This is a genomic window from Variovorax sp. 10N432 (genome assembly GCF_056394465.1).
In genome coordinates this window covers 119,199-140,296 of record NZ_JBFTHX010000011.1, presented here as the reverse complement: position 1 = coordinate 140,296, position 21,098 = coordinate 119,199, and the positions used below count along the sequence as shown (strand labels likewise).

The following is a 21,098-nucleotide window of genomic DNA, read 5'->3' as shown; positions in this document are numbered from 1 at the left end:
CATGGCGAACCCGACAGTCGAGTACCGAGACCTGGGCCCATCGGACCGATTGCCAGACCGGTCCGTCAATCCCTATTACCTGGCCGACCGCAAGCTGCGCGTGTCCGTCGCTCGCGTCGGCAAGAGCCTGTTCGCCTTCGACGACCTCTGCCCGCACGACGGCTGTCAACTCTCGGCGGGCATCCTGACCGGCACGACGCTGATGTGCCCCTGCGACGGCTCCCGCTTCGACCTCTCCACGGGCAGCGTGGCGGGTGGCCCGTCGAAGCAGCCGCTCCCCACCTACGAAGTGCGCGAGCAGAACGGAGAAATCTGGGTTCGCGCCTGACACCAGGAGTTCATTGCCATGTCCGTCCCCGACTACGCTTCGCTCGTCGCCCGCCAGCGCGCCTTCTTCCTCGAGGGGCATACGCGCCCGGTGGCGTGGCGCAAGACCCAGCTCGAAGCGGTCAAGGCCCTGTTCACCGATCACCACGACGAACTGTGCGACGCACTCTGGAAAGACCTGCGCCGCAACGTGAACGATGCCGACCTGATGGACGTCGACTACTGCGCCAAGGAGGCCGCCTACGCGCTCAAGCACATCGACACCTGGACCAAGCCGCTCCACGAGCCGATGCCGCTGGTGTTCGAGCCCGGCTACATCCGGGTGAACCGGGATCCGCTCGGCGTGTCGCTGATCATCGGCGCGTGGAACGAACCTTTCATGCTGGTCTTCGGTCCGCTGGTGGCGGCGCTGGCCGCCGGCAACACGGCCGTGCTGAAGCCTTCGGAGATTGCCGCCCACTGCGCTGCCGCCGCGGCGCGCCTCGTGCCCGAGTACTTCGATCCGCGCACGGTCGCGGTCGTCGAGGGCGCCGTCCCCGAGACCACCGCGCTGCTGGCGCAGCAGTGGGACATGATCTTCTTCACCGGCAGTCCGCCCGTCGGCAAGATCGTGCACCAGGCCGCCGCGAAGAACCTGACGCCCTGCGTGCTCGAACTCGGCGGCAAGAACCCGACCATCGTGCATTCGTCGGCGAACCTCAAGGCGGCCGCGCGGCGCATCGCCTACGGGCGCTACCTGAACTCCGGCCACATCTGCACCGCGCCCGACCATGTGCTGGCGTGGCCGGAAGTGAAGGACGAGTTCCTGCAGCACATGAAGGACACGATCCGCGAGTTCTACGGCGACGACCCCAAGCAGAGTCCGGACTACGGACGCGTGATCAACCGGCGCAACTTCGATCGCCTGGCCGCGCTGCTCGGAAGCGGCAAGGCGATTGCCGGCGGCCAGACAGATGCCGACGAGCTCTACATCGCGCCGACGGTGCTGGTGGACGTCGCGGTCGACTCGCCGATCATGAAGGAAGAGATCTTCGGGCCGATCCTGCCGGTGCTCGAGATCGATTCGGTCGACTCCGTCATCCGGTGGGTCAACAGCAGGCCGAGCCCGCTCGGCCTCTACATCTTTGCCGAGGACAAGGAGGTGATCGACACGATTCTGTCGGCCACGCGCTCGGGCGATGCGGAGGTCAACGACTGCGCCATCCACCCGCTCTTTCCCGAGCTTCCGTTCGGCGGCGTGGGCAACTCCGGCATGGGCAAGTACCACGGGCGCTGGGGCTTCGAAGCCTTCACCAATGCGCGCGGCGTGCTTCACCACAGCAGCACCGTCGACCCCGGTGTGCGCTATCCGCCTTACGCGAAGCACGGCCTCGAGCGCGTCGCCGTCAACAAGCTGATGCCATAGAGGCGACATCGAAGTGAACCTCGACCCCGTCCTCCTGTCGCGGATCCAGTTCGGGTTCCTGATCAGCTTCCACATCATCTTCCCCGCCTTCACGATCGGGCTGGCGGCATGGCTGGCAACGATCGAGGGGGCGCGGCTGGCGACCGGCAACGCGCTCTATCGCCGGGTGTTCGACTTCTGGCTGCCGATCTTCGCGGTCTCCTTCGGCATGGGCGTGGTCACGGGCATCGTCATGGCCTTCCAGTTCGGCACCAACTGGGGCGTGCTCGCCGTGAAAACCGGCTCGATCCAGGGCCCGCTGCTCGGCTACGAGGGTTTCACGGCCTTCATGCTCGAGGCGACCTTCTTCGGCGTGATGCTGCTCGGGCGCGACCGGGTATCGCCGCGCTTCTACTTCTTCTCGTGCTGCATGGTGTCGCTGGGCACGATGTTCTCGTCCTTCTGGATCCTCGCCAACAACAGCTGGATGCAGGTGCCGCTCGGCCACACGGTGGTGGACGGCAAGATCATTCCGACCGACTGGATGCAGATCGTGCTCGGGCCGGTGCAGATGGTCCGCTGGCCGCACATGCTGCTGGCCGCCTTGTTGACGACCTCGATGTGCGTGTCGGCGACCGGTGCCTGGTACCTGCTGCGCCGGGTTCACTTCGACGAAGGCCGGATGATGCTGCACTGGGGCCTCGGCCTGGCCGCGGTGCTGATCCCGGTCCAGCTCTTCTTCGGCCACCTGACCGGCGAATACGTGCTCAAGCACCAACCCGCCAAGTTCGCCGCGATCGAAGCGCGCTGGAAGAACGAGCAGCCCGCCAGCGAGGTGCTGATCGCCATTCCCGACGAGGCCAACGAGCGCAATCTCTACGCCATCTCGGTCCCGAAGCTGGGCAGCTTCATCGCCTCGGGCAATTTCACCTCCGCTGAAAGAGGGCTCGAATCCTTCCCGCGCGAAGACCGGCCGCCGGTGCTGATCCCCTTCTTCGCCTTCCGGCTGATGGTCGGCATGGGTCTGGTCATGCTGGCGGTCTCGTGGCTCGGCAACTTCCTGCGCTGGCGCGGCAGGCTGGAGTCGTCGCGCTGGTTCCTGTGGGGCGCGTTCATGTCGTTCCCGACCGGCTTCGTCGCCATCCTGACCGGCTGGTACACGGCCGAGATCGGCCGCCAGCCCTGGGTGGTCTACGGCCTGCTGCGAACCCGTGACGCCGTCACGCCCTCCCTGACGACCAGCGACGTGCTGGCTTCGCTGCTCATCTACGTGGCGGTGTATTGGCTCTTCGTCTGCTTCGGCATCTACTACATCTACAAGCTCCTGCGCGAAGGGCCGCGCGCGAAAACCGAGGCCACGGCCAACGTCACCGGCAGCCGGCCCCTGGCCGTTGCCGCGCGCACGGACACTCCAGTCAACGACAGAGCCGGAGGCACGGCGTGAGCCCGGCGGCCGCCAGCGATCTGGCGCTTTTCTGGGCGGCGGTCATTGCCGTCTCGATCCTGGTCTACGTGATCCTGGACGGCTTCGATCTCGGCGTCGGCATCCTCTTCGGCACCACCCGCGAAGAGAGCCACCGCCTGCACATGATGGACACCATCGCGCCGTTCTGGGACGGCAACGAGACCTGGCTGGTGGTCATCGGCGCCGGCCTGTTCGCAACCTTTCCGGTGGTGTATGCCGTGTTCCTGGGTGCGTTCTACCTGCCTGTCCTGCTGCTGCTCGTCGGCCTCATCTTCCGCGGCATTGCCTTCGAATTCCGCTACCGCAGCGTCAAGACGCGCTGGCTGTGGGACCTGGGGTTCTTCCTCGGATCAACGGTGGTCGCCTTCGTGCAAGGGGCCGCCGTGGGCGCATTGATGCGCGGCCTTCCGGTGGCGCAGGGCCAGTTCGCCGGCACCTCCTTCGAATGGCTGCATCCGTTTTCGGTGCTGACCGGCGTCGGCCTGGTCTTCGGCTATGCGTTGCTCGGCGCAGGGTGGATCGTGCTCAAGAGCGAAGGCGAACTGCGCGACTGGGCCTATCGCCGTATTCCGTGGCTGGCCGCGGCTGTCTTCGGCGTGCTCGGCCTGGCGTTCGCCGTGTCGTTGAGCGTCGATGCGGGCGCGATCGCGCAAAGCCATCTGAAGGACCGGCCCTGGGGCTGGTCCCTGGTCGCGCTGGCGATCGCCGCGCTGGCCGGCGTGGTGGCGGCCGCCCGGGCGCGCCGCGACGGCTTCGCGTACACGTTGACCGTGCTGTTCATCGGCGCCTCGTACCTGACGCTCGGCACGATGTTCTGGCCTTACATGGTCCCGTATGCGGTCACGGTGGCCAGCGCAGCGGCGCCGGAGGAGTCCCTGCGGTTCCTGTTCTATGGCGGCGTGGTGGTCTTGCCGGTGATCGCCGCCTACACCATCGGCGTCTACTGGGTGTTCCGCGGCAAGGTCCGCAGCGGCTACCGCTAGCGACTGCCTGGGTTGCAGGCTCAGTCGAGCAGCGCCATCGCCCCGTAGTCGCCGACCCGGTCGCCCAGGCCGGCCGCCACCAGCACCGCGCCCCGGGTCAGGGCCGCGAGCTTGCCGTCGATCTGGGCCTGCAGCCGCGGCAGCAGGAAGTCGCGGTTGTTCCAGAACACGCTGCCGCCGAGGCTGATGCGCTGCAGGTCGAGGGTGGCGACCAGGTTGAAGAGCATCCGGCCCATCACGCGGCACAGCGCGTCGGTGGTGGCCAGGGCCTTGGCTTCGCCGCGGGCCGCGGCGGCGAACAGGTCGACCGCCGGCTCGCCGAAGCGGCGTGCGATCGCATTGCCGGCCACCAGCCCCTCGACGTCGCCGAAATTGCCGCAGCCGCACAGCGCCTGGTTGTCGTCGTCGGACACGAAGCTGTGGCCGGCATGGCCGGCGTTGCCGTTCTTGCCGCGCAGCACGTGGCCGTCGACGCACAGCCCGACGCCCACGCCGGTGCTCCAGGTGACGAAGGCGCAATGGTCGACGCCCTGCAGCGCGCCCCAGCGGCGCTCGGCCTCGAGGGCAGCGACCGCGTCGTTTTCGACCCGCACATGGGCGAAGCGCCGCTTGAGCGGGGCCTCGATCAGCGCCGTCATCCACTCGTTGGGGAGCCCGCGCGCCGGGCCGGCGATGCCGCCGCAGATGTTCGGCGACGCCAGCTCGACCATGCCGTCGCGGATCTCGAAGGGGCCGGCAGAAGAGACGCCGACACGGTCGATCGAGGCGCTGGCGATGTTCTGCTCGGCGCAGGCCTCGTCGATCAGCCGCAGGATCTGCAGCGCCACCGCGTCGTTGCCGCCGGTCTTGGCGGTCGGTTCGCTGCGCCGGCCGACCAGCGGCGTGTGGCTGTCGGCGGAAAGGCTCACGGCGATCTTGGTGCCGCCGATGTCCACGCAGGCTCTCATGCGTGCCCCCACGCTCGGCACTTCGTGTCCTCGCTGCCCCCCGAGGGGGCGCGAGCTTGCTTGGGGCGGCCCGGCGCTGCGCTCATGTGCCCCCACGCTCGGCACTTCGTGTCCTCGCTGCCCCCCGAGGGGGCGCGAGCTTGCTTGGGGCGGCCCGGCGCTGCGCTCATGTGTTCATATCCATCGCGCGACCAGGGCCGCGATCATGCTCAAAACGACCGTGCTGGCGATCGGCAATTGCCATTCGCGTCCGAACGCACGGAACTCGAAATCGCCGGGCAGCCGCCCGAAACCGAAGCGCCGCAGCCAGGCCGTCAGCCCGCTCATGAGCACCAGGGCCAGGACGACGACGATCAGCCAGCGAATCATGGATGCAGTTTAGGGCTAGAGACCCGCCGCCTCGCGTGTTGTTTTATCGCAACCCTCGGGCAGCTGAGTGAGTGTCGGAGGTCGCTGGATCACGACCACGGCGATTCGTAGAGAATGCGCTACGGGCAGCCACATTGCCATTGCATACCGTGCCAGCGCGGTTTGTACGGAGCGGCGCGTTGAACGGACCGATCACCAGAGTGACACCGTAGGGCTCCTTCGAAGTCCTAGGATCCGCCCCTACTTTGAGGTGTAGCCGTCGTTGATCCGGATAGTCTGGCCGGTGACCCTACTGCTGTGGCGTGCAGTCAATCAGCAGGCCTCGAACTTGCTGACCTGCTGCAGCTGCCCATGACAGAGCGGCGGCCAAGCGCGTCCACCACCGCGCAACTCCCACGAGAACACAGCTGCCGGCGAACACGTACAGTCAGTCGAAACGTGGCGCACGCCACCCGATTCAAAATGCAGCCGCAATACGGGTGAACAGCAAGGCAAGCGACACGGCTTTGCCATACGCGCTGGATGGCCTTTGACGACGCGTTCGAGTCGAGGTGATCTTCCTTTCGTACGCAGCGCCTTTAGCGAGCGTTTTCGGTGGTGACATGAAGTGATCTGCATACATGTGTACGGCTCGCGGGTGAGCGCATCGAACCATGTCCGCAATCTCGATGAGATCCGCACACCCAGTCCTTGACAAATCGAAGACTCGGGCCCGAAGGCACAGCCGTCACGGAGAGCAGGTTTCAAATTGCGGGCAAGCTCCCCGACCTTCCGGGGCCGCAGCCTCAGCGGCCGTCAGAGCGCCTGCCGTCGGTCCACCAGCCCTTTTCCAGTTCCTGCGCAAACAGGGTCTTCAAGATCTCCTTGACCCGCCGCGCGGCGCGCGACAGCGGCCTGCCCGTGGTGTGGGCGATCGATATCCTTCGGTCGATGGTCGGCTTGACGATGCGCGCCGTCACCAGCGCGCCTTCGGACGGATCGTTCTGAATTGCCGCCAGTGAGAGGATAGTGAAGCAGCCGGTGCGGCGCACCATCTCCTTGAGTTGCTCGGTCGCATCGACCTCGGCCGTCACGTGCAGGCTGACGCCGACCTTGTCGAGCGCCCCTTCGACCACCGATCGAAGCCCGTGCTCGCGTCCGGGCAGCACCATCGGGAGGCCGGCCAGACGGCTGGCCGGCACCTGCCCCTTCGCTTCCAACAAGCCGTCGAGGTCGCACCGGGCGCGGGCGGCGAGGAACAGGTTCTCGTCCAGCACCCATTCGAGATCGAGGCCCGGCGCGCTCGAGGACGCATAGACCAAGCCGAAGTCGATCGCGCCTTCGGGCAGCCAGCGCGCGATGTGACCGGACAGGCCCGACACCACGCGCAGCTGCACGTTCGGCATCTCCTGTCGCACCGTCTGGATCAAGGGCACGGTCAGCAGCGAGGTGAGAGATCCCGGAATGCCGACCGCCACACACCCCACCTCCGACGACTGATGCACCCGCATGCTCGAGGCGGCGGCCTCCACCGCATCCAGCACCGTGCGGGCGTGGACCAGGAAATCCCGGCCCTCGGGCGTGAGGATGGCGCCGTCGAAGCGGCGCTCGAAGAGCTGAACGCCGAGCTCCTCCTCCAGCAGCTTGATCTGCGCACTCACCGAGGGCTGCGAAATATGCAGGACCTGCGCAGCCTGCAGGAAGGACCGCTGCTCCGAGATGGCGACGAAATACCTGAACTGCTTGAGATTCACCTTGGGCCTCTGGACGCTGCACAAGCGCCCAAGTATCAGGCCAACCGGTCAAGCTCCGCGAGGATCTCCAGCGTGTGCTCGCCGAGGCGCGGTGCCGGGCGCGTGAAGTTGCCCGGGCTCTCCGAGAGGCGCGGCACGATGTTGTGCATCGGGATGCTGCCGAGTTCGCGGTCCTCCATCTCGACGATCGCCTGCCGGCCGGTCACGAAAGGATGGTCGATCAGGTCGGCAACGGAGCACACCGGACCGACCGTCACGCCGGCCGCCTCGAAGGCATCGAGATTGGCTTGCTGAGTCCGCGCGCCGATGAAGGCCGCGATGATCGCATCGAGGGCATCGCGGTTGGCGACGCGGGCGTCGTTGGTGGCGAAGCGTTCGTCACTCTTCAGCTCCGGCCGGCCGATGGTGTCGAGGATGCGCATCGCCATCGACTGCATGGAGCCCGAGAGCGCGACGAACTTGCCGTCGAGGCATTCGTAGATGTTGCGCGGTGCGGTATGGGTCGACTGGTTGCCCGAGCGCATGGTCGGCACACCGGTGAGCTTGTACTTGGCCGCCTCCGAGGCGATCACCGAGAAGATCGGCTCGAACAGCGACAGGTCAATCACCTGCCCTCGCCCTTCCCCTTCGGCCACCCGTAGCGCGGTCAGCACGCCGGCCGCGCCGTAAATGCCCGCGATCATGTCGGCCAGCGCCAGCGGCGGCAGCACCGGAGGTCGATCAGCGTAGCCGTTCAGGAAGGCGAAGCCGGACATCGCCTCGACCAGCGTGCCGAAGCCCGGCTTGTGGTTGAAGGGTCCGGTCTGCCCCCAGCCCGAGATGCGCACCACCACCAGCGCCGGATTCAGCTCGAGCAGCAACGCGGGTGCGAGGCCCATGCGCTCCAACCCGCCGGGCACGAAGTTCTCGATGAAGACCTGCGAGTGCCGCACCAGCTTTCTGAGTCGTTCCAAGCCCTCGGCCGACTTGAGGTCGAGCACCAGCGAGCGCTTGTTGCGGCCGTAGACCTTCCAGTAGATGTCCTGGTCTTCCTCCCGCCAGCTGCGCAGGTCGTCGCCGACGCCATCACGCTCGACCTTGATCACGTCGGCGCCGAAGTCGGCCAGGTAGACGCTCAGCATGTTGCCCGCCACCAGGCGCGACAGGTCGAGCACGCGCACGCCCTCGAGCGGGCCCTTCGCATCGGAGTCGAATCGTTGCATCTTCTTGCTCCCGGCCTAGACGAGGATCACGGGCTTGATCTCCTGCATGTTCCGCATCCGCTCCAGGGCGATGTTCACGTCGTCAAGCTTGTAGCGCCCGGTGATCATCTTTTCAAACGGGAAGTCGTGGAGGTGGGTGGAGATGAAGTCGAGCGCCAGCGAGTAGCTGCGCGCATCGCCCGAGAAAGAGCCGACCACCGTGATGTTCTTCTTCACGATCAGCGAGGGCGCGAACTCGGTCTTGCCTTCGCCCAACTGCCCGACGATCAGGTACCGGGCGCCCCTGCGGCACAGATGCAGCCCCTCGACGAAGGCCGCCGGCACCCCGGTGAACTCCAGCACGATGTCCGCGCCGCGACCGCCGGTGAGAGCCTGCACCATGTCCAGCCGCTCCTGCGCCGTAGTCTCATCCACAGAGATGCAGAGATCGGCGCCGAACTCGCGCGCCAGTTCCAGCCGTGCGGCCGGAGCGCCGATCACGATCACCTTGCGTGCGCCGCGCACCTTGGCGTTGGCGGTCGCGAGCAGGCCGAGCGGCCCCGCGCCCTGCACCACCACCACCTCGCTCGGGTCGATCTCACCGAGCTGCGACATCGCGTTCATCACCGAGCGCAGCGCGCAGCTGGACAGGCTCGCCAGCTCGTTGGGCACGTTGTCCGGCACCTTGAGGCGGCCCGCCTGCGGCAGGACGTAGCCGTATTCCGAGAAGCCGCCCAGCAGGTAGGGCTCCTGCTCCATGTTCTCGTACATGTATGCGCGCCGGTTCATGCACAGTGTCGGCTTGCGCGCTGTGGTGCAGAAGAAGCAGCTGCCGCAAGCGGTGTGGGTGTAGAGCACACGGTCGCCCACGCGCAGCGGGTTCCCAACCGAGTCGCGGTCGGCCCCGTAGCCCAGCTTGAGCACGCTGCCCACCATCTCGTGGCCGATGATGACCGGCAGGTTGACAGTGAGCGAGAGCGAGCCCTGCCACAAGTGGACGTCGGTGCCGCAGATCGAGCAGGCCTCGATCTTCACCAACGCGGCGCCGGTTTCGACGTTGCGCGGAATCGGCACGTTCTCGATCTGCAGCGGCGCCTTGAACTTGCGGAGCACCGCGGCGCGGGAGAATTCTGGAAGGGTCGTCATGGGGTTTCGTTCAGAAGAAATAGCGATACCAGAGAGAGAGCTGGGGCACGTAGGTGATGGTGGCCATCACCAGCAACGCGGCGACCAGGAACCAGCCCAGATAGCGCAAAAGGCTCACCAGATCGGCGTTGTTGGTGCGCGCCGCGACGTAGAGGTTGGCCGCCATCGGCGGGGTGAGCAAGCCGATCTCGATATTGGTCACGAGGATGATGGCGAAATGCACCGGGTCGATGCCGAACTTGGCCGCCGCCGGCGCCAGCAGGGGGCCCATCAGCAGGGTCGCGGCGTTGGTCTCCATGAACATGCCGATCAGCAGCAGAACCAGGTTCACCACCAGCAGGAACACCAGCGCGCTGTCGGTGAAGCCGGTGGCGTAGCCGGCGATCGACTGCGGCACCTGTTCCAGCACCATGGCGCGGTTGAAGATGCTCGTAAAGCCGATGATCACGAGGATCGCGGCGGACGACAGCGCGGCCCGGGCAAAGATGCCATTGAGTTCGCCGAATTTCGTCATCCGCCCGAGAACCGTCACCAGCAAGGCGTAGAGCGCCGCCACCGCAGCCGCCTCGGTCGGCGTGAAGATGCCCGAGTAGATGCCACCCAGCACCAGGACCGGCAGCATCAGCGCCGGGATCGATCGGGTCATGATGGCGGCCATCGAGCGCTGGACCATCCGGCCGTCAACGGCGGCATGGGTGGTCGGCTGCGCACCGGCCACCAGCTCCTGCCCGCCCGGCAGCACGTGCCGCGACATCCAGGCGTGCACCACCCCGAGCGCCAGCATCATCACGATGCCCGGCATCACCGATGCCAGGAACAGCTGCGTGATCGAGACGCCAACAATCGAGCCGTAGAGGATCAGAGGGATCGACGGCGGAATCAGCACACCGAGCAGGCCCGCCGAGGCATTGAGCGCCGCGGTGTAGCCGCGCGGGTAGCCGCGCAGCGACATCTCCCGGCCGACCGTGCCGCCGATGGCCGCCACGGTCGCGACCGACGAGCCCGTGATAGCGCCCATCAGCGCACTCGCGAGGATCATCACGTGGCCCAGCGGCGCCCGCACCCATCCCAGCAGGATGTCGCAGACTGCCGTGAGCTGGCGGATCAGGCCGCCTCGGTTCATGAGTTCGCCGCCCAACAAGAAGAGCGGGATGGCGAGCAGCGGAAAGCTCGACACCGTGTCGTAGGGAATCGACGCCAGCGACGACAAGTCGATGCTCCAGGCCTCGGCCCGGACCATCACGATCAGCGCGAAGGCCACGCCCACAGGCACGCCGACCACCAGCAGAACCAGCAGCGCCAGCGCGATCATGTCAGCGACTTCTCATCGATCGGCAGTCGGTTGGTCAGGACGCGCCACAGCTCGACCGCCGCATGCAGCAACATCAGCAACATGCCCAGCATCAAGAAGAAAACCGGCACGACCACCGGTGTGCCCATGTCGAGCATGCGTTCGCCGGACTGCTTCATGTCGATGAAGAACAGGGCGCCGATCCAGGCGTAGACGCCCGCGAACCCCAGCAGGCACAGTGCGACCACACCGCGCGCGGCGCGCCTGATGGCGGCGTTGGGCATCAGCTTGACCACGTCGACCGCGATGTGCGACTGGGCGTAGGTGCACATCGCGGCGCCGATGAAAGTCAGCGGCGACATCGCGACGATGGCCCATTCGGCCACGTTCGGAAGTCCGAGATTGAAGTAGCGGGTCGCCACGCTGATCGACACCGTCAAGAGCATCACGAGGAGGCTCAGGACGCAGATCCAGCGTTCGATCCGGAAGACGCGGTACTCGAAGCCGTCTAGCCCATGGCTCGACGACGGCGAGGCGCGATGCATCAGCGCGGCGTGACTCACGGCTTGCGCAGTTTCGCGACTTCTTCGCGCAATGCCTTGATGCGCTCGGTGCCGTAGATCGGCGCCAGCTTGTCCCACAGCGAATCGCCGACCCGCTGGAACTCGGCCATCGCCTCCGGCGTGGGCACCGTGACGCGCACGCCACCGTCACCGATCTTCTTCAGGAAGGTCGCATTGAGCTCGCGGTTCTTCTGGATCTGCCGGGTGGAAACTTCGGCCGCCGTGTCCTGCAGGATTTTCCTCTGTTCCGCGCTCAGGCGGCCCCAGAACCGTTCGCTCGCGGTGATGGCGCCCATCGCGTAGACGTGGTTGGTGGTCGTCATGAACTTCTGCGCCTCGAACAGGCGCGAGTTGTAGGTGATGCTGGCGCCGTTGTCCTGGCCGTCGACCGTGCCTTGCTGCAGGGCCGTGAAGAGTTCGGGGAACGGCATCGCGACCGCCTGTGCGCCGGCGGCTTCGAAAAAGCCCTTGATGCCAGCCGAGCCCGGCACCCGCAGTTTGAGCCCCTTCAGGTCCGAGACCTTCTCGACCGCCTGCTTCGAATTGGTGACGGCGCGGAACTCCAGCTCGAAGAATCCGAGCGCCTGCATTTTGTGCCTGGCAAGGGTCGTGCGCAGGGTCGTCTGCAGCACGCCCTGCGGGTTATAGAAGATCGCATCCGCTTCTTTGAAACTGGTCGCGATGTAGGGCAGGTAGTGGATGTCCAGCAATGGGTCCAGGCCCGCCAGCGAGCCGGGATTCAGGAAGGCGAGTTCGATGGAGCCGCGCGACAGCTCGCGCGCCAGCGCCTCATCGCCGCCCAGCTGGCTGTTCGGGAACAGCGCGACGGTGATCTCGCCATTGGTGCGCTCCGACACCAGGCGCGCGAAGTCTTTGCTCGCCTCGTCGACCGGGCTGTTGATCGCGAACACATGGCCGAGCCGGATTTTCATCTCGGCGGCTGCCGTGCCGGCTCCCAGGGTGCCGACCGCCGTGACGACCAGGGTGGCAAGGACGCGCTTCGCCTTTCGCAACAGGGTTGCGTGATTCTTCATGTCTGTCTCCGTTCGTTTATTGTTGAAAAAGCGGCAGGGGCCACAGGCGCCCTTGAGTGAACCTGTTGTCAGCCGTGGTTCAGCACGATGGTCTTGGCCACTGTGTATTCGCGCAGCGCCTCGAAACCCTTCTCGCGGCCGTGACCGCTGCGCTTGAAGCCACCGAAAGGAAGCTCGATGCCCCCGCCCGCACCGTAGCCGTTGACGTAGACCTGGCCCACCCGCAGCTTCTTCGCCACCCTGATCTGGCGAGCACCGTTCTCGGACCAGACGCCGGCAATGAGGCCGTACTCAGTGCCGTTGGCGATCCGCACGGCGTCGCTCTCGTCGTCGAAGGGAATCACCACCAGCACCGGACCAAACACCTCCTCGAAGGCGAGCTCATGGCTGAGCGGCACTGGACCCAGCAGCGTCGGCTTGACGAAGAAGCCGTTCTTGCTCGCGCGCTCGTCAATGCGCCCTTCGCCGATCACGGGGATGCCGTCCTTGCGGGCGCGCTCCAGGAAGCCCATCACACGGCCGTGCTGCACCTTGCTGATCAGCGGGCCGCAGTCCAGGTCGGCCTCATGCGGGCCGACCCGCACCGCGTTCATTCGCGCCGCCAATGCACTCACCACCTTCTCGTAGATCGATCGCTGCACCAGCACCCGACTGCCGGCCGAGCAGGTCTGGCCAGCGTTCTGGATGATCGCGTTGATCACCACCGGCAGTGCCTTGTCGAGGTCCGCGTCCTCGAACACGAGCTGGGGCGACTTGCCGCCGAGCTCCAGCACGCAGGGCACGTGGTTGTCGGCTGCGGACTTCTGGATCAGCGTCCCGACCTCGGGCGAACCGGTGAACGAGAGGAAGTCGATGCCTGCGTGGCTCGCCAGAGCCGCACCCGCCTCTTCGCCGTAGCCCGTGACCAGGTTGATGGCCCCCGCCGGGATGCCGACCTCCGCGGCCAGCTGCGTCAGCCGTACGATGCTGAGACAGGCCTCCTCGGCGGGCTTGAGCACGGTCGCGTTGCCGGTGGCGAGGGCCGCGCCCAGGGTGCGGCCGAACATCTGGGCCGGATAGTTCCAGGGGATGATGTGGCCGGTCACACCGCGCGGCTCGCGCACGATCATCACCTGGTAGCCGTCGAGAAAGGGAATGGTGTCGCCGTGCAACTTGTCGGCCGCGCCGCCGTAGTACTCGAAGTAGCGCGCGGTCGCGATCACGTCGCTGCGCGCGAGCTTCAGCGGCTTGCCGGTATCGTTGGCCTCCAGCTGCGCCAGCTCTTCCTGGTTCGCCAGGATCGCCAAGCCCAGCCGCGAGAGCAGCCTGCCGCGCTCGGTTGCCGTGGTGCGGCCCCATTCGCCCTCGAAGGCGCGGCGCGCGGCGGCCACGGCAGCATCGATGTCCTCGGCGCCACCGCGGGCGATCTGCCCGATCACGTGGCCGTCGCTCGGACAGATCATTTCGATCGCGGCAGTGGAGGCGGGGCGCACCCATTGGCCGTCGATGTAGTTCAAGGGGGGAAGATCGGTCGTGAAAGGCATGGTCTCTTGTCTCGTCTCGCTGTGATGGGTAACTGGCTGCGAAGAGTACAAGTGACTGCGCTCCAGCAATAAATACTATTTAGCTGGAACCGCTGAAGCGAGGCCCTATAGGCCGAGCCGACGGCTACAGGCAAATCTGATAACGGCTAACCGAACATTCGATTTCCGCAAGCGGGTGCGGCGAACTACGATGCCATGCCCTTCAAGGAACATCTGCATGAGGACAACCCGCTACCGCTCTTTTCTCTTCGTCCCGGCGGACAACGATCGACTGCTGCAGAGCGCCGTCGCAAAGCCCTGCGACGTGATCATCCTCGACCTCGAGGACGGAACACATCCGAGCCGCAAGGCCAGCGCGCGCGCCACGCTGCACGCGTCCATCGAGCGCGTGAAGGAAGCCGGCAAGACGGCCGCGGTCCGTGTCAACGGCGACCTGGACACGGCCGTGACCGACCTTCGCGTGGCAGTAAGCGAAGGGCTGGACATGGTGCTGCTCCCGAAAGTCGAACACCCGCGAGACGTGCAGTTGCTGTCGGGCCTGGTCGCCGCGCTCGAGGCTTCCGCGGGCATCGCGGCCGGGCGAGTTCGCTTCTTGCTGCAGATCGAGAGCGCCGCCGCCCTGCCCCGGCTGCATGAGATCGCCGCGGCCGATGCGCGCACCATGGGAATGATGCTCGGCAGCGAGGACTTCTCGCTCGACTGCGGTGGCCTGCCCACCCCGGAAGCGCTAATGCAGCCGAGCCTGATGGTGCTTCATGCGGCCCGTGCCGCGCGCATTCAGGCGATCGGCTTCGTCGGCTCGATCGCCGACCTCGGGGATGTCGCGGAGTTCATGCGGAAGCTCGAGCAGGCGCGCTCATTCGGCTTCAGAGGCGCCGTCATCGTGCACCCGAAGTTTCTCGATGCGGTGAACACCTGCTACACGCCCGCGCCCGAGGCGCTCGCCGAAGCGCGCGAAGTCGTCGCTGTCTTCGAGGCAGGCGATGCCAAAGGCATCGGCGCCATGAAAGTGAACGGCAAGATGATCGACAGGCCGGTCTATCGAAGAGCGCTGGAGCTGATCGCGGAAGCCGACTAGTCTATAGCTAAGAGCCGTCACTCGAACTCGACGACCGCTTCGATCTCGACAGCAAGGCCCTTTGGCAACGAACCCACGCCGATTGCAGATCGCGCATGAACGCCGCGGTCACCCAAAACGGCAACCAACAGATCGGAGCAGCCGTTGATGACTTCCGTGTGCTCGGTGAAGTCCGGCACGGCATTCACCATGCCAAACACCTTGGCGATCCTCTTGACGCGGGACAGGTCGCCAAGCGCATCCTTCAAGAGCGCGAGGATGTAGAGCCCGACGTCGCGGGCGTGGCGTTGCGCCTCGACCACCGACACCTCTGCACCCACTTTCGGCACCGCGCCCGCGCCCTGGCGCAGCGGCGCGCCCTTGCCGGAGATGTAGATCGTCGACCCCACAACGACGTAGGAGGCGAAGTTTCCGCGCGGCTTGGCCACTTCAGGAAGTTGGAGGCCCAGGGCGGCAAGTTTTGCCTCGGCGGATTCGTTCATCGAGTTTCCTTCGGACGCGCACATCAGAGATGAAAGGGGAAGATTCAGGCCGCGAGCAGGTCCAGCGCCTGTCGGTGGAGTTCGCGTGTGGCCGCGGCGACCACCCGGCCGTCGGACTGCAGGCCCAGCGGCCGGCCCTGCCAGTCGGTGACGATGCCGCCGGCGGCTTCGATGAGGCCGGTCGGACCGAGGTAGTCGTAGGGCTGCAGGCCGGTCTCGACCACCAGGTCGATGGTGCCGCCGGCGAGCTGGGCGTAGCCGTAGCAGTCGCCGCCGAAGCGGCGCATCGCGCAGCGCCGGCTCAGCCGGTCGAAGGCGGCCCAGTCGGCGGCGTCGAAGATGTCGGGCGAGGTGGTCACGATGCGGGCCTCGGCCACGGCGGCGCAGCCGCTGACGCGCACCGCCTGCCCATTGCGCTGGGCGCCGGCGCCGGCCTGGCCGATCCAGCGCTCGCCGAGCACCGGCATGTCGACCATGCCGAGCTCGACGCGGCCGTGGCGCAAAAGGCCGATCAAGGTGCCCCAGAGCGGCGAGCCGGTGATGAAGCTGCGGGTGCCGTCGATCGGGTCGAGCACCCAGACGCGCTCGGCGTCGACCCGCTCCAGCCCGTGCTCCTCGCCGTAGATGCCGTCGGCCGGGCATTCGGCGCCGAGGATCTCGCGCATGGCGGCCTCGGCGGCGCGGTCGGCCTGGGTCACGGGGCTTTCGTCGGCCTTCGAGATGACGTCGAGCGGGGTGCGGAACAGGCGCATCGAGTGCGAGGCCGCCGCATCGGCCAGTGCGTGGGCGACGCGCAGGTCGTCGGCCGGTGTGAAGGTGGAACTCATGGGAGGATTAGAACCCAGCCTCCGCCCGCGGCAGCGGCCATCACAGCGTGTGGCTGCGGTCGCCTTCGGCAAAGCCGATCGCGTCCCAGGGCTCGCCCACCGCGAAGCCGATCACCTTGAACAGCTCGCCCATCTCGTGTTCATGGATCAGCCGCGCGGCCATCGCGCGTTCGGCCAGCGGGGCCGCTTCCATCATCGGCAGGATGCCGGCGTTGAGCAGGAATCGCGCCTGGCTGCAGTAGCCGAGCACCTGGAGGCCGGCGTCCTGTCCCGCCAGCGCCACCCCGGTGAAGTTGACGTGGGCCGTGATGTCCTTGGTGCCGACATCGGCCAGCGGATCGCCGTCGGCCTGGTGGCCGCGGTGGCACATCACGGTGCCCATGTGGCGCTGCGGATGGTAGTACTCGGCCTCCGGAAAACCGTAGTCGATGAAGAAGGCCGCGCCCTGCTTCAACCGGTCGGCCAGGGTGGCGACGAAGGCCTCGGCCTGGGGGTGGATTTCGGTCAGGTAGTCGTGAGGGCCGGCCACTTCGACCGGTGGGCGCAGTTCGGTCGGCCGGTCGGCCCAGGCGAAGCCGTCGCCCTGGCGGACCACGCCGCGTTCGTGCCATTGGCCGGCGGTGCGCACCAGCAGCTGCACCGGCATCGCATCGAGCACCTCGTTGCCGACCACCACGCCGCGCATCTCCGGCGGCAGTTCGGCCAGCCATTCGACTTTGCCGGCATGCCCGGCGAGCGTCTGCTGCTGGCGTTCGCGCAGCGTGCCGGAGAGATCGACGATGCGCAAGCGCTCGACTTTGTCGCCGAGGGCGTCGAGCAGCTGCAGGGCCAGCGCGCCGGTGCCGGCGCCGAACTCCCAGAGCTCCCGGGTGCCGGTCTTTTCGAGCGCCTCGGCCACCTGCACCGCCAGGGTGCGGCCGAACAGCGGCGTCATTTCGGGTGCGGTCACGAAATCGCTGCCCGAGGCCGGCATCCGGCCGAACTTGCGGCTCGCGCTGGCGTAGTAGCCCAGCCCCGGGGCGTACAAGGCCAGGGCCATGAAGCGGTCGAACGGCAGCCAGCCGCCGGCCCGCTGCAGCGAGGCATCGATAATCTTGGTCAACGGGGTGGCGCGTTCGGCGCCCTGCTCCAGGTTCATAAGTAACGGAAATCTATCAGGATGGCTGAATCGACCCCACGCCGAGGCGTGCTCGTGACCGGCGGCGGCCAGCGACTGGGCGCCGCGGTCTGCGAGGCTTTCGCGCGCGCGGGCTGGCGGGTGTGGTGCCAGTTCCGTGCCTCGCGGGTGCAGGCGCTGGCATTGTGCGCGCGCCTCGCCGACGAGGGCCACGAGGCCACGGCAATCGAGGCCGACATCGGCAGCGAGCCGGGCCGCGTCGCGCTGGTCGACCAGGTTTCGGCCGCGGAGCCGCTGGCCTGCATCGTCAACAACGCCTCGGCCTTCGAGCCCGACACCGGGCTCGACTTCGACGCCGACGCCGCGCTGCGCCAGCTGGGCGTGAACCTGATCGCGCCGCTGTCCTTCGCCCGGCTGCTGGCGCAGCGCGCCAGTCCCGACGACGGCATCGACCGCTCGGCGATCCACGTGCTGGACCAGAAAGTCTACAACCTGAACCCCGACTATTTCTCCTACACCGTGTCCAAGCTGGCGCTGGAGCGCGCCGTGGCGCTGCAGGCGCAGTCGCTGGCGCCGGCGCTGCGCGTCTGCGGCGTGGCGCCGGGCATCCTCTACCGCAGCGGCCCGCAGACCGAGGATAATTTCGCCCGGGCGCGCCAGGCCAACCTGCTGCGCCGTCCGATCGATGCGGCCGACGTCGCCCGCGCCTGCGTCTTCCTGGCCGCCACGCCCAGCGTGACCGGCACCACCCTTTGCGTCGACAACGGCCAGCACCTGGTGCCGCTGGCGCGCGACATCATGTTCGTCGTCGACGAACTGCTGAAAGCTTCACCATGACCACAGCCGCCCTCGACCCCCTCCTGCTGACGTGCCGGCGCGTCTTCCTGCGCGACTACGAGGTCTGGATCAACATCGGCGTGCACGAATTCGAGAAGCGTGCCGAGCAGCGCGTGATCATCAATGTCGACCTCTACGTGCCGCTCGACGTCTCGACGCCGAAGGCGGACGAACTCGACGAGGTGGTCGACTACGACTTCATCCGCCGCACCGTCGCCACCCGCCTGAGCAAGGGCCATATCCACTTGCAGGAAACGCTGTGCGACGACATCCTCACGCAGGTGCTGGCGCATCCGAAGGTGCAGGCTGCGCGGGTGTCGACCGCCAAGCCCGACGTGTATCCCGATTGCGACGCCGTCGGCGTCGAAGTGTTCCGGAGCAAGTGACATGAGTGCCGTATGGATCGACGAGACGCCCTCGTCCAACAATGACTTGAAGATCGAGCGCGAAACCCACAAGCTCGAGAAGCGGCTGTGCCGCGAGGTCGGGCGCGCCATCGTCGACTACAACATGATCGAGGATGGCGACAAGGTCATGGTCTGCGTGTCGGGCGGCAAGGACAGCTACGCCCTGCTCGACATCCTGCTCAAGCTGCGGGCCAGGGCGCCGATCCATTTCGACATCGTGGCGGTCAACCTCGACCAGAAGCAGCCGGGCTTTCCGGAAGACGTGCTGCCGGGCTACCTGAAGGCCCTCGGCGTCCCCTTCCACATCGAGGAGCAGGACACCTACTCGATCGTCAAGCGCGTGATCCCCGAAGGCAAGACCACCTGCGGCCTGTGCAGCCGGCTGCGCCGCGGCATCCTCTACCGTGTGGCCGACGAGCTGGGCGCCACCAAGGTCGCGCTGGGCCACCACCGCGACGACATGCTGCAGACCTTCTTCCTCAACATGTTCTTCGCCGCCAAGCTGAAGTCGATGCCGCCCAAGCTGGTGAGCGACGACGGCAAGCACATCGTGATCCGGCCGCTGGCCTATGTGGCCGAGAAGGACCTGGTGCGCTGGGCCCGGCACCGCGAGTTCCCGATCATTCCCTGCACCTTGTGCGGCAGCCAGGAGAACCTGCAGCGCAAGCAGGTCGGCGAGATGCTGCGCGAATGGGAGCGCAAGTTCCCGGGCCGGATCGAGAACATGTTCAGCGCCATGCAGAACATCGTGCCCTCGCACCTGCTCGACACCCAGGCCTTCGACTTCAAGGGGCTGAAGGCCACCGGCGTGGCCGACGAGGAAGGCGACAAGGCCTTCGATCCGCCGGAACTCCCGGCGCCATCGCCGCTGCGCATCGTGCAGCTCTGACCATGAAGGCCGTGCTCGGCGCCCTGCTGCTGGTACTCGGCCTGAGCGGCTGCGCCACGCGCTGGGTGGTCGACAGCGAGGTGCGCAGTTTCTCGGGCATGGACAGCCTGCCGTCCGGCGCCAGCTACCGCTTCGAGCGGCTGCCGTCGCAGCAGATCGACGAAGCCGCGCAGCAGCAGCTGGAGGCGTGGGCCGGCGCCGCCCTCGACGGCGTCGGCCTGCGGCACGACGACGGCACCCCGCAATTGAGTGCCCTGATCGGCGCCCGCGTGACCTCCGAACTCTCGCCGTGGGCCGACCCCTGGATGTTCGGCAACCCCTGGCCGGGCTGGGGCGGGCCGGGCTGGTGGGGCCCCCGGGCACCGGGCTGGGGTCCGCGCGGCTTGTACGGCGGTGGCTGGTATGGCGGCGGCTGGGGGCCGGCGTTCGGGCCGCCACCGACGCCCTGGTTCGGGCGCGAGGTCAGCATCGTGCTGCGCGAGCTGCCGTCGAACCGCGTGGTCTACGAGACGCACGCCCGCAACGACGGCCCCTACAGCAACAGCGCCGCCATCCTGCCGGTGATGTTCCAGGCCGCGCTGCAGGGCTTCCCGAATCCGCCGCCCGGCGAGCGGCGGGTCGACATCGAGCTGCCGCGCAAGACGCCCTGACCACCATGGAAGCCACCCGCGTCATCGCCGTACGCCATGGCGAAACCGCCTGGAACGTCGACACCCGCATCCAGGGCCAGCTCGACATCGGGCTCAACGACACCGGCCTCTGGCAGGCCCGGCGGGTCGCGCGGGCGCTCGAGGAGGAGCCGATCGCGGCGATCTATGCCAGCGACCTGTCACGCGCCTGGCAGACCGCGCAGGCGATCGCCCAGCCGCGCGGGATGGCGGTGGCCGCCGACCCCGGCCTGCGCGAGCGTGCCTTCGGCCTGTTCGAAGGCCGCACCTTCGCCGACATCGACGCCAGCCTGCCGGCCCAGGCCCGGCTCTGGCGCACTCGGGATCCCGAATTCGCGCCAGAAGGTGGTGAGTCATTGCTCACTTTCAAGGCACGCGTCACAGGCACGGCCGCGCGGCTCGCGGCCCGGCACCCCGGGGAGCTGATCGTCCTGGTGGCCCACGGCGGCGTGATGGACGTGCTCTATCGGAGCGCCACCGGCCAGGAACTGCAGGCACCACGGACCTGGGCCCTCGGCAACGCGGCCATCAACCGCCTGCTCTGGACGCCGCAGGGTTTCACGCTGGTCGGCTGGGCCGACGTCGGTCACCTGGACGACGACACGCTCGACGAAGCCTCCGCCTGAGCGCGCACCCGCTGGCACACGCCTTGCAGATCTCAAATAGAACTTTCCTATCGATTTAGTCGCGGAACTGGCGCCGCACGTCAGCTTTTTGTACTCATTTTTGAGAAAGAAGGGCACAATGCCCCGGCGCACTTTTCGTTTGTCAAGAAGGCAATCGCAACCAAGTGCGTCCGATGTAGCGGCCGCGGCGAGGGATGTATGCCTTTCGGCATGACTTTCGA

General features: G+C 67.0%; 22 protein-coding genes. 10 read left to right on the top strand and 12 right to left on the bottom strand.

Annotated elements, in window-relative coordinates:
- The first annotated feature begins 1 nt into the window (after window position 1).
- From AC1DF3_RS15455 to cydB, 4 genes are read left to right on the top strand one after another with little or no spacing between them, the layout of a single operon-like run.
- Entirely contained in the window at window positions 2-328 is a 327-nt protein-coding gene (locus AC1DF3_RS15455) for a Rieske (2Fe-2S) protein (RefSeq protein WP_286533887.1), read from the top strand.
- Window positions 329-346: 18 nt separating this feature from the next.
- Window positions 347-1,732 carry an aldehyde dehydrogenase family protein gene (locus AC1DF3_RS15450; protein ID WP_286533888.1) on the top strand — a complete coding sequence of 462 codons (1,386 nt, stop codon included), beginning with the start codon at window positions 347-349 and terminating at the stop codon, window positions 1,730-1,732.
- A 13-nt stretch (window positions 1,733-1,745) separates the two neighbouring features.
- Entirely contained in the window at window positions 1,746-3,155 is a 1,410-nt protein-coding gene (locus tag AC1DF3_RS15445) for a cytochrome ubiquinol oxidase subunit I (protein ID WP_286533889.1), read from the top strand.
- On the top strand, window positions 3,152-4,159 hold the full coding sequence (gene cydB, locus AC1DF3_RS15440) for a cytochrome d ubiquinol oxidase subunit II (RefSeq protein ID WP_478140078.1): 1,008 nt from the start codon (window positions 3,152-3,154) through the stop codon (window positions 4,157-4,159). Before AC1DF3_RS15445 ends, cydB begins: the two co-directional genes overlap by 4 nt.
- A gap of 20 nt (window positions 4,160-4,179) precedes the next feature.
- Here cydB and AC1DF3_RS15435 read toward each other — a convergent pair whose 3' ends face one another.
- The 9 genes from AC1DF3_RS15435 to AC1DF3_RS15395 all read right to left on the bottom strand — a co-directional run bounded on the left by AC1DF3_RS15435 (window position 4,180) and on the right by AC1DF3_RS15395 (window position 13,946).
- Window positions 4,180-5,106: an ROK family protein gene (locus AC1DF3_RS15435; protein WP_286533891.1), complete on the bottom strand. Its 927-nt coding sequence runs from the start codon at window positions 5,104-5,106 to the stop codon at window positions 4,180-4,182.
- 174 nt (window positions 5,107-5,280) lie between these two features.
- Complete coding sequence (locus AC1DF3_RS15430) at window positions 5,281-5,475, bottom strand: DUF2905 domain-containing protein (protein ID WP_286504649.1); 195 nt, start codon at window positions 5,473-5,475, stop codon at window positions 5,281-5,283.
- A gap of 785 nt (window positions 5,476-6,260) precedes the next feature.
- Entirely contained in the window at window positions 6,261-7,208 is a 948-nt protein-coding gene (locus AC1DF3_RS15425; RefSeq protein ID WP_478140077.1) for a LysR family transcriptional regulator, read from the bottom strand.
- Window positions 7,209-7,243: 35 nt separating this feature from the next.
- Entirely contained in the window at window positions 7,244-8,410 is a 1,167-nt protein-coding gene (locus AC1DF3_RS15420) for a CaiB/BaiF CoA transferase family protein (protein WP_478140076.1), read from the bottom strand.
- A 15-nt stretch (window positions 8,411-8,425) separates the two neighbouring features.
- Window positions 8,426-9,535, bottom strand: a complete 1,110-nt coding sequence (locus tag AC1DF3_RS15415) for a zinc-binding dehydrogenase (RefSeq protein WP_301803297.1) — start codon at window positions 9,533-9,535, stop codon at window positions 8,426-8,428.
- A 10-nt stretch (window positions 9,536-9,545) separates the two neighbouring features.
- A complete protein-coding gene (locus AC1DF3_RS15410) occupies window positions 9,546-10,847 on the bottom strand; it encodes a TRAP transporter large permease (RefSeq protein WP_478140075.1) in 1,302 nt (433 codons plus the stop codon).
- Window positions 10,844-11,389 carry a TRAP transporter small permease gene (locus AC1DF3_RS15405; RefSeq protein ID WP_478140074.1) on the bottom strand — a complete coding sequence of 182 codons (546 nt, stop codon included), beginning with the start codon at window positions 11,387-11,389 and terminating at the stop codon, window positions 10,844-10,846. The genes AC1DF3_RS15410 and AC1DF3_RS15405 overlap by 4 nt, the downstream gene beginning before the upstream one ends.
- Entirely contained in the window at window positions 11,386-12,423 is a 1,038-nt protein-coding gene (locus AC1DF3_RS15400; protein WP_301803303.1) for a TRAP transporter substrate-binding protein, read from the bottom strand. The genes AC1DF3_RS15405 and AC1DF3_RS15400 overlap by 4 nt, the downstream gene beginning before the upstream one ends.
- 68 nt (window positions 12,424-12,491) lie before the next feature.
- Entirely contained in the window at window positions 12,492-13,946 is a 1,455-nt protein-coding gene (locus AC1DF3_RS15395) for an aldehyde dehydrogenase family protein (protein WP_301803305.1), read from the bottom strand.
- 217 nt (window positions 13,947-14,163) lie between these two features.
- Here AC1DF3_RS15395 and AC1DF3_RS15390 point away from each other — a divergent pair, with 217 nt between their 5' ends.
- A complete protein-coding gene (locus AC1DF3_RS15390) occupies window positions 14,164-15,024 on the top strand; it encodes an HpcH/HpaI aldolase/citrate lyase family protein (RefSeq protein ID WP_478140073.1) in 861 nt (286 codons plus the stop codon).
- A 17-nt stretch (window positions 15,025-15,041) separates the two neighbouring features.
- Here AC1DF3_RS15390 and AC1DF3_RS15385 read toward each other — a convergent pair whose 3' ends face one another.
- From AC1DF3_RS15385 to AC1DF3_RS15375, 3 genes are read right to left on the bottom strand one after another with little or no spacing between them, the layout of a single operon-like run.
- Window positions 15,042-15,506: a RidA family protein gene (locus AC1DF3_RS15385; RefSeq protein ID WP_478140072.1), complete on the bottom strand. Its 465-nt coding sequence runs from the start codon at window positions 15,504-15,506 to the stop codon at window positions 15,042-15,044.
- 44 nt (window positions 15,507-15,550) lie between these two features.
- Entirely contained in the window at window positions 15,551-16,333 is a 783-nt protein-coding gene (gene hisN, locus AC1DF3_RS15380; protein WP_286533892.1) for a histidinol-phosphatase, read from the bottom strand.
- 40 nt (window positions 16,334-16,373) lie between these two features.
- Window positions 16,374-17,471, bottom strand: a complete 1,098-nt coding sequence (locus AC1DF3_RS15375; RefSeq protein WP_286533893.1) for a class I SAM-dependent methyltransferase — start codon at window positions 17,469-17,471, stop codon at window positions 16,374-16,376.
- Between the two features lie 21 nt (window positions 17,472-17,492).
- Between AC1DF3_RS15375 and AC1DF3_RS15370 the strand changes: the two genes are divergently transcribed.
- The 5 genes from AC1DF3_RS15370 to AC1DF3_RS15350 are packed head-to-tail and all read left to right on the top strand — an operon-like array spanning window position 17,493 to window position 20,877.
- Entirely contained in the window at window positions 17,493-18,287 is a 795-nt protein-coding gene (locus AC1DF3_RS15370) for an SDR family oxidoreductase (protein WP_286533894.1), read from the top strand.
- A complete protein-coding gene (locus tag AC1DF3_RS15365; protein ID WP_286504645.1) occupies window positions 18,284-18,673 on the top strand; it encodes a dihydroneopterin aldolase in 390 nt (129 codons plus the stop codon). The genes AC1DF3_RS15370 and AC1DF3_RS15365 overlap by 4 nt, the downstream gene beginning before the upstream one ends.
- A 1-nt stretch (window position 18,674) precedes the next feature.
- Complete coding sequence (ttcA, locus tag AC1DF3_RS15360; protein WP_478140071.1) at window positions 18,675-19,583, top strand: tRNA 2-thiocytidine(32) synthetase TtcA; 909 nt, start codon at window positions 18,675-18,677, stop codon at window positions 19,581-19,583.
- A 2-nt stretch (window positions 19,584-19,585) separates the two neighbouring features.
- Entirely contained in the window at window positions 19,586-20,233 is a 648-nt protein-coding gene (locus tag AC1DF3_RS15355) for a DUF4136 domain-containing protein (protein WP_478140070.1), read from the top strand.
- Window positions 20,234-20,238: 5 nt separating this feature from the next.
- The gene (locus AC1DF3_RS15350) at window positions 20,239-20,877 is read left to right on the top strand and encodes a histidine phosphatase family protein (RefSeq protein WP_286533897.1); all 639 of its coding nucleotides are present in this window, start codon (window positions 20,239-20,241) and stop codon (window positions 20,875-20,877) included.
- The last annotated feature ends 221 nt before the right edge of the window (window positions 20,878-21,098 follow it).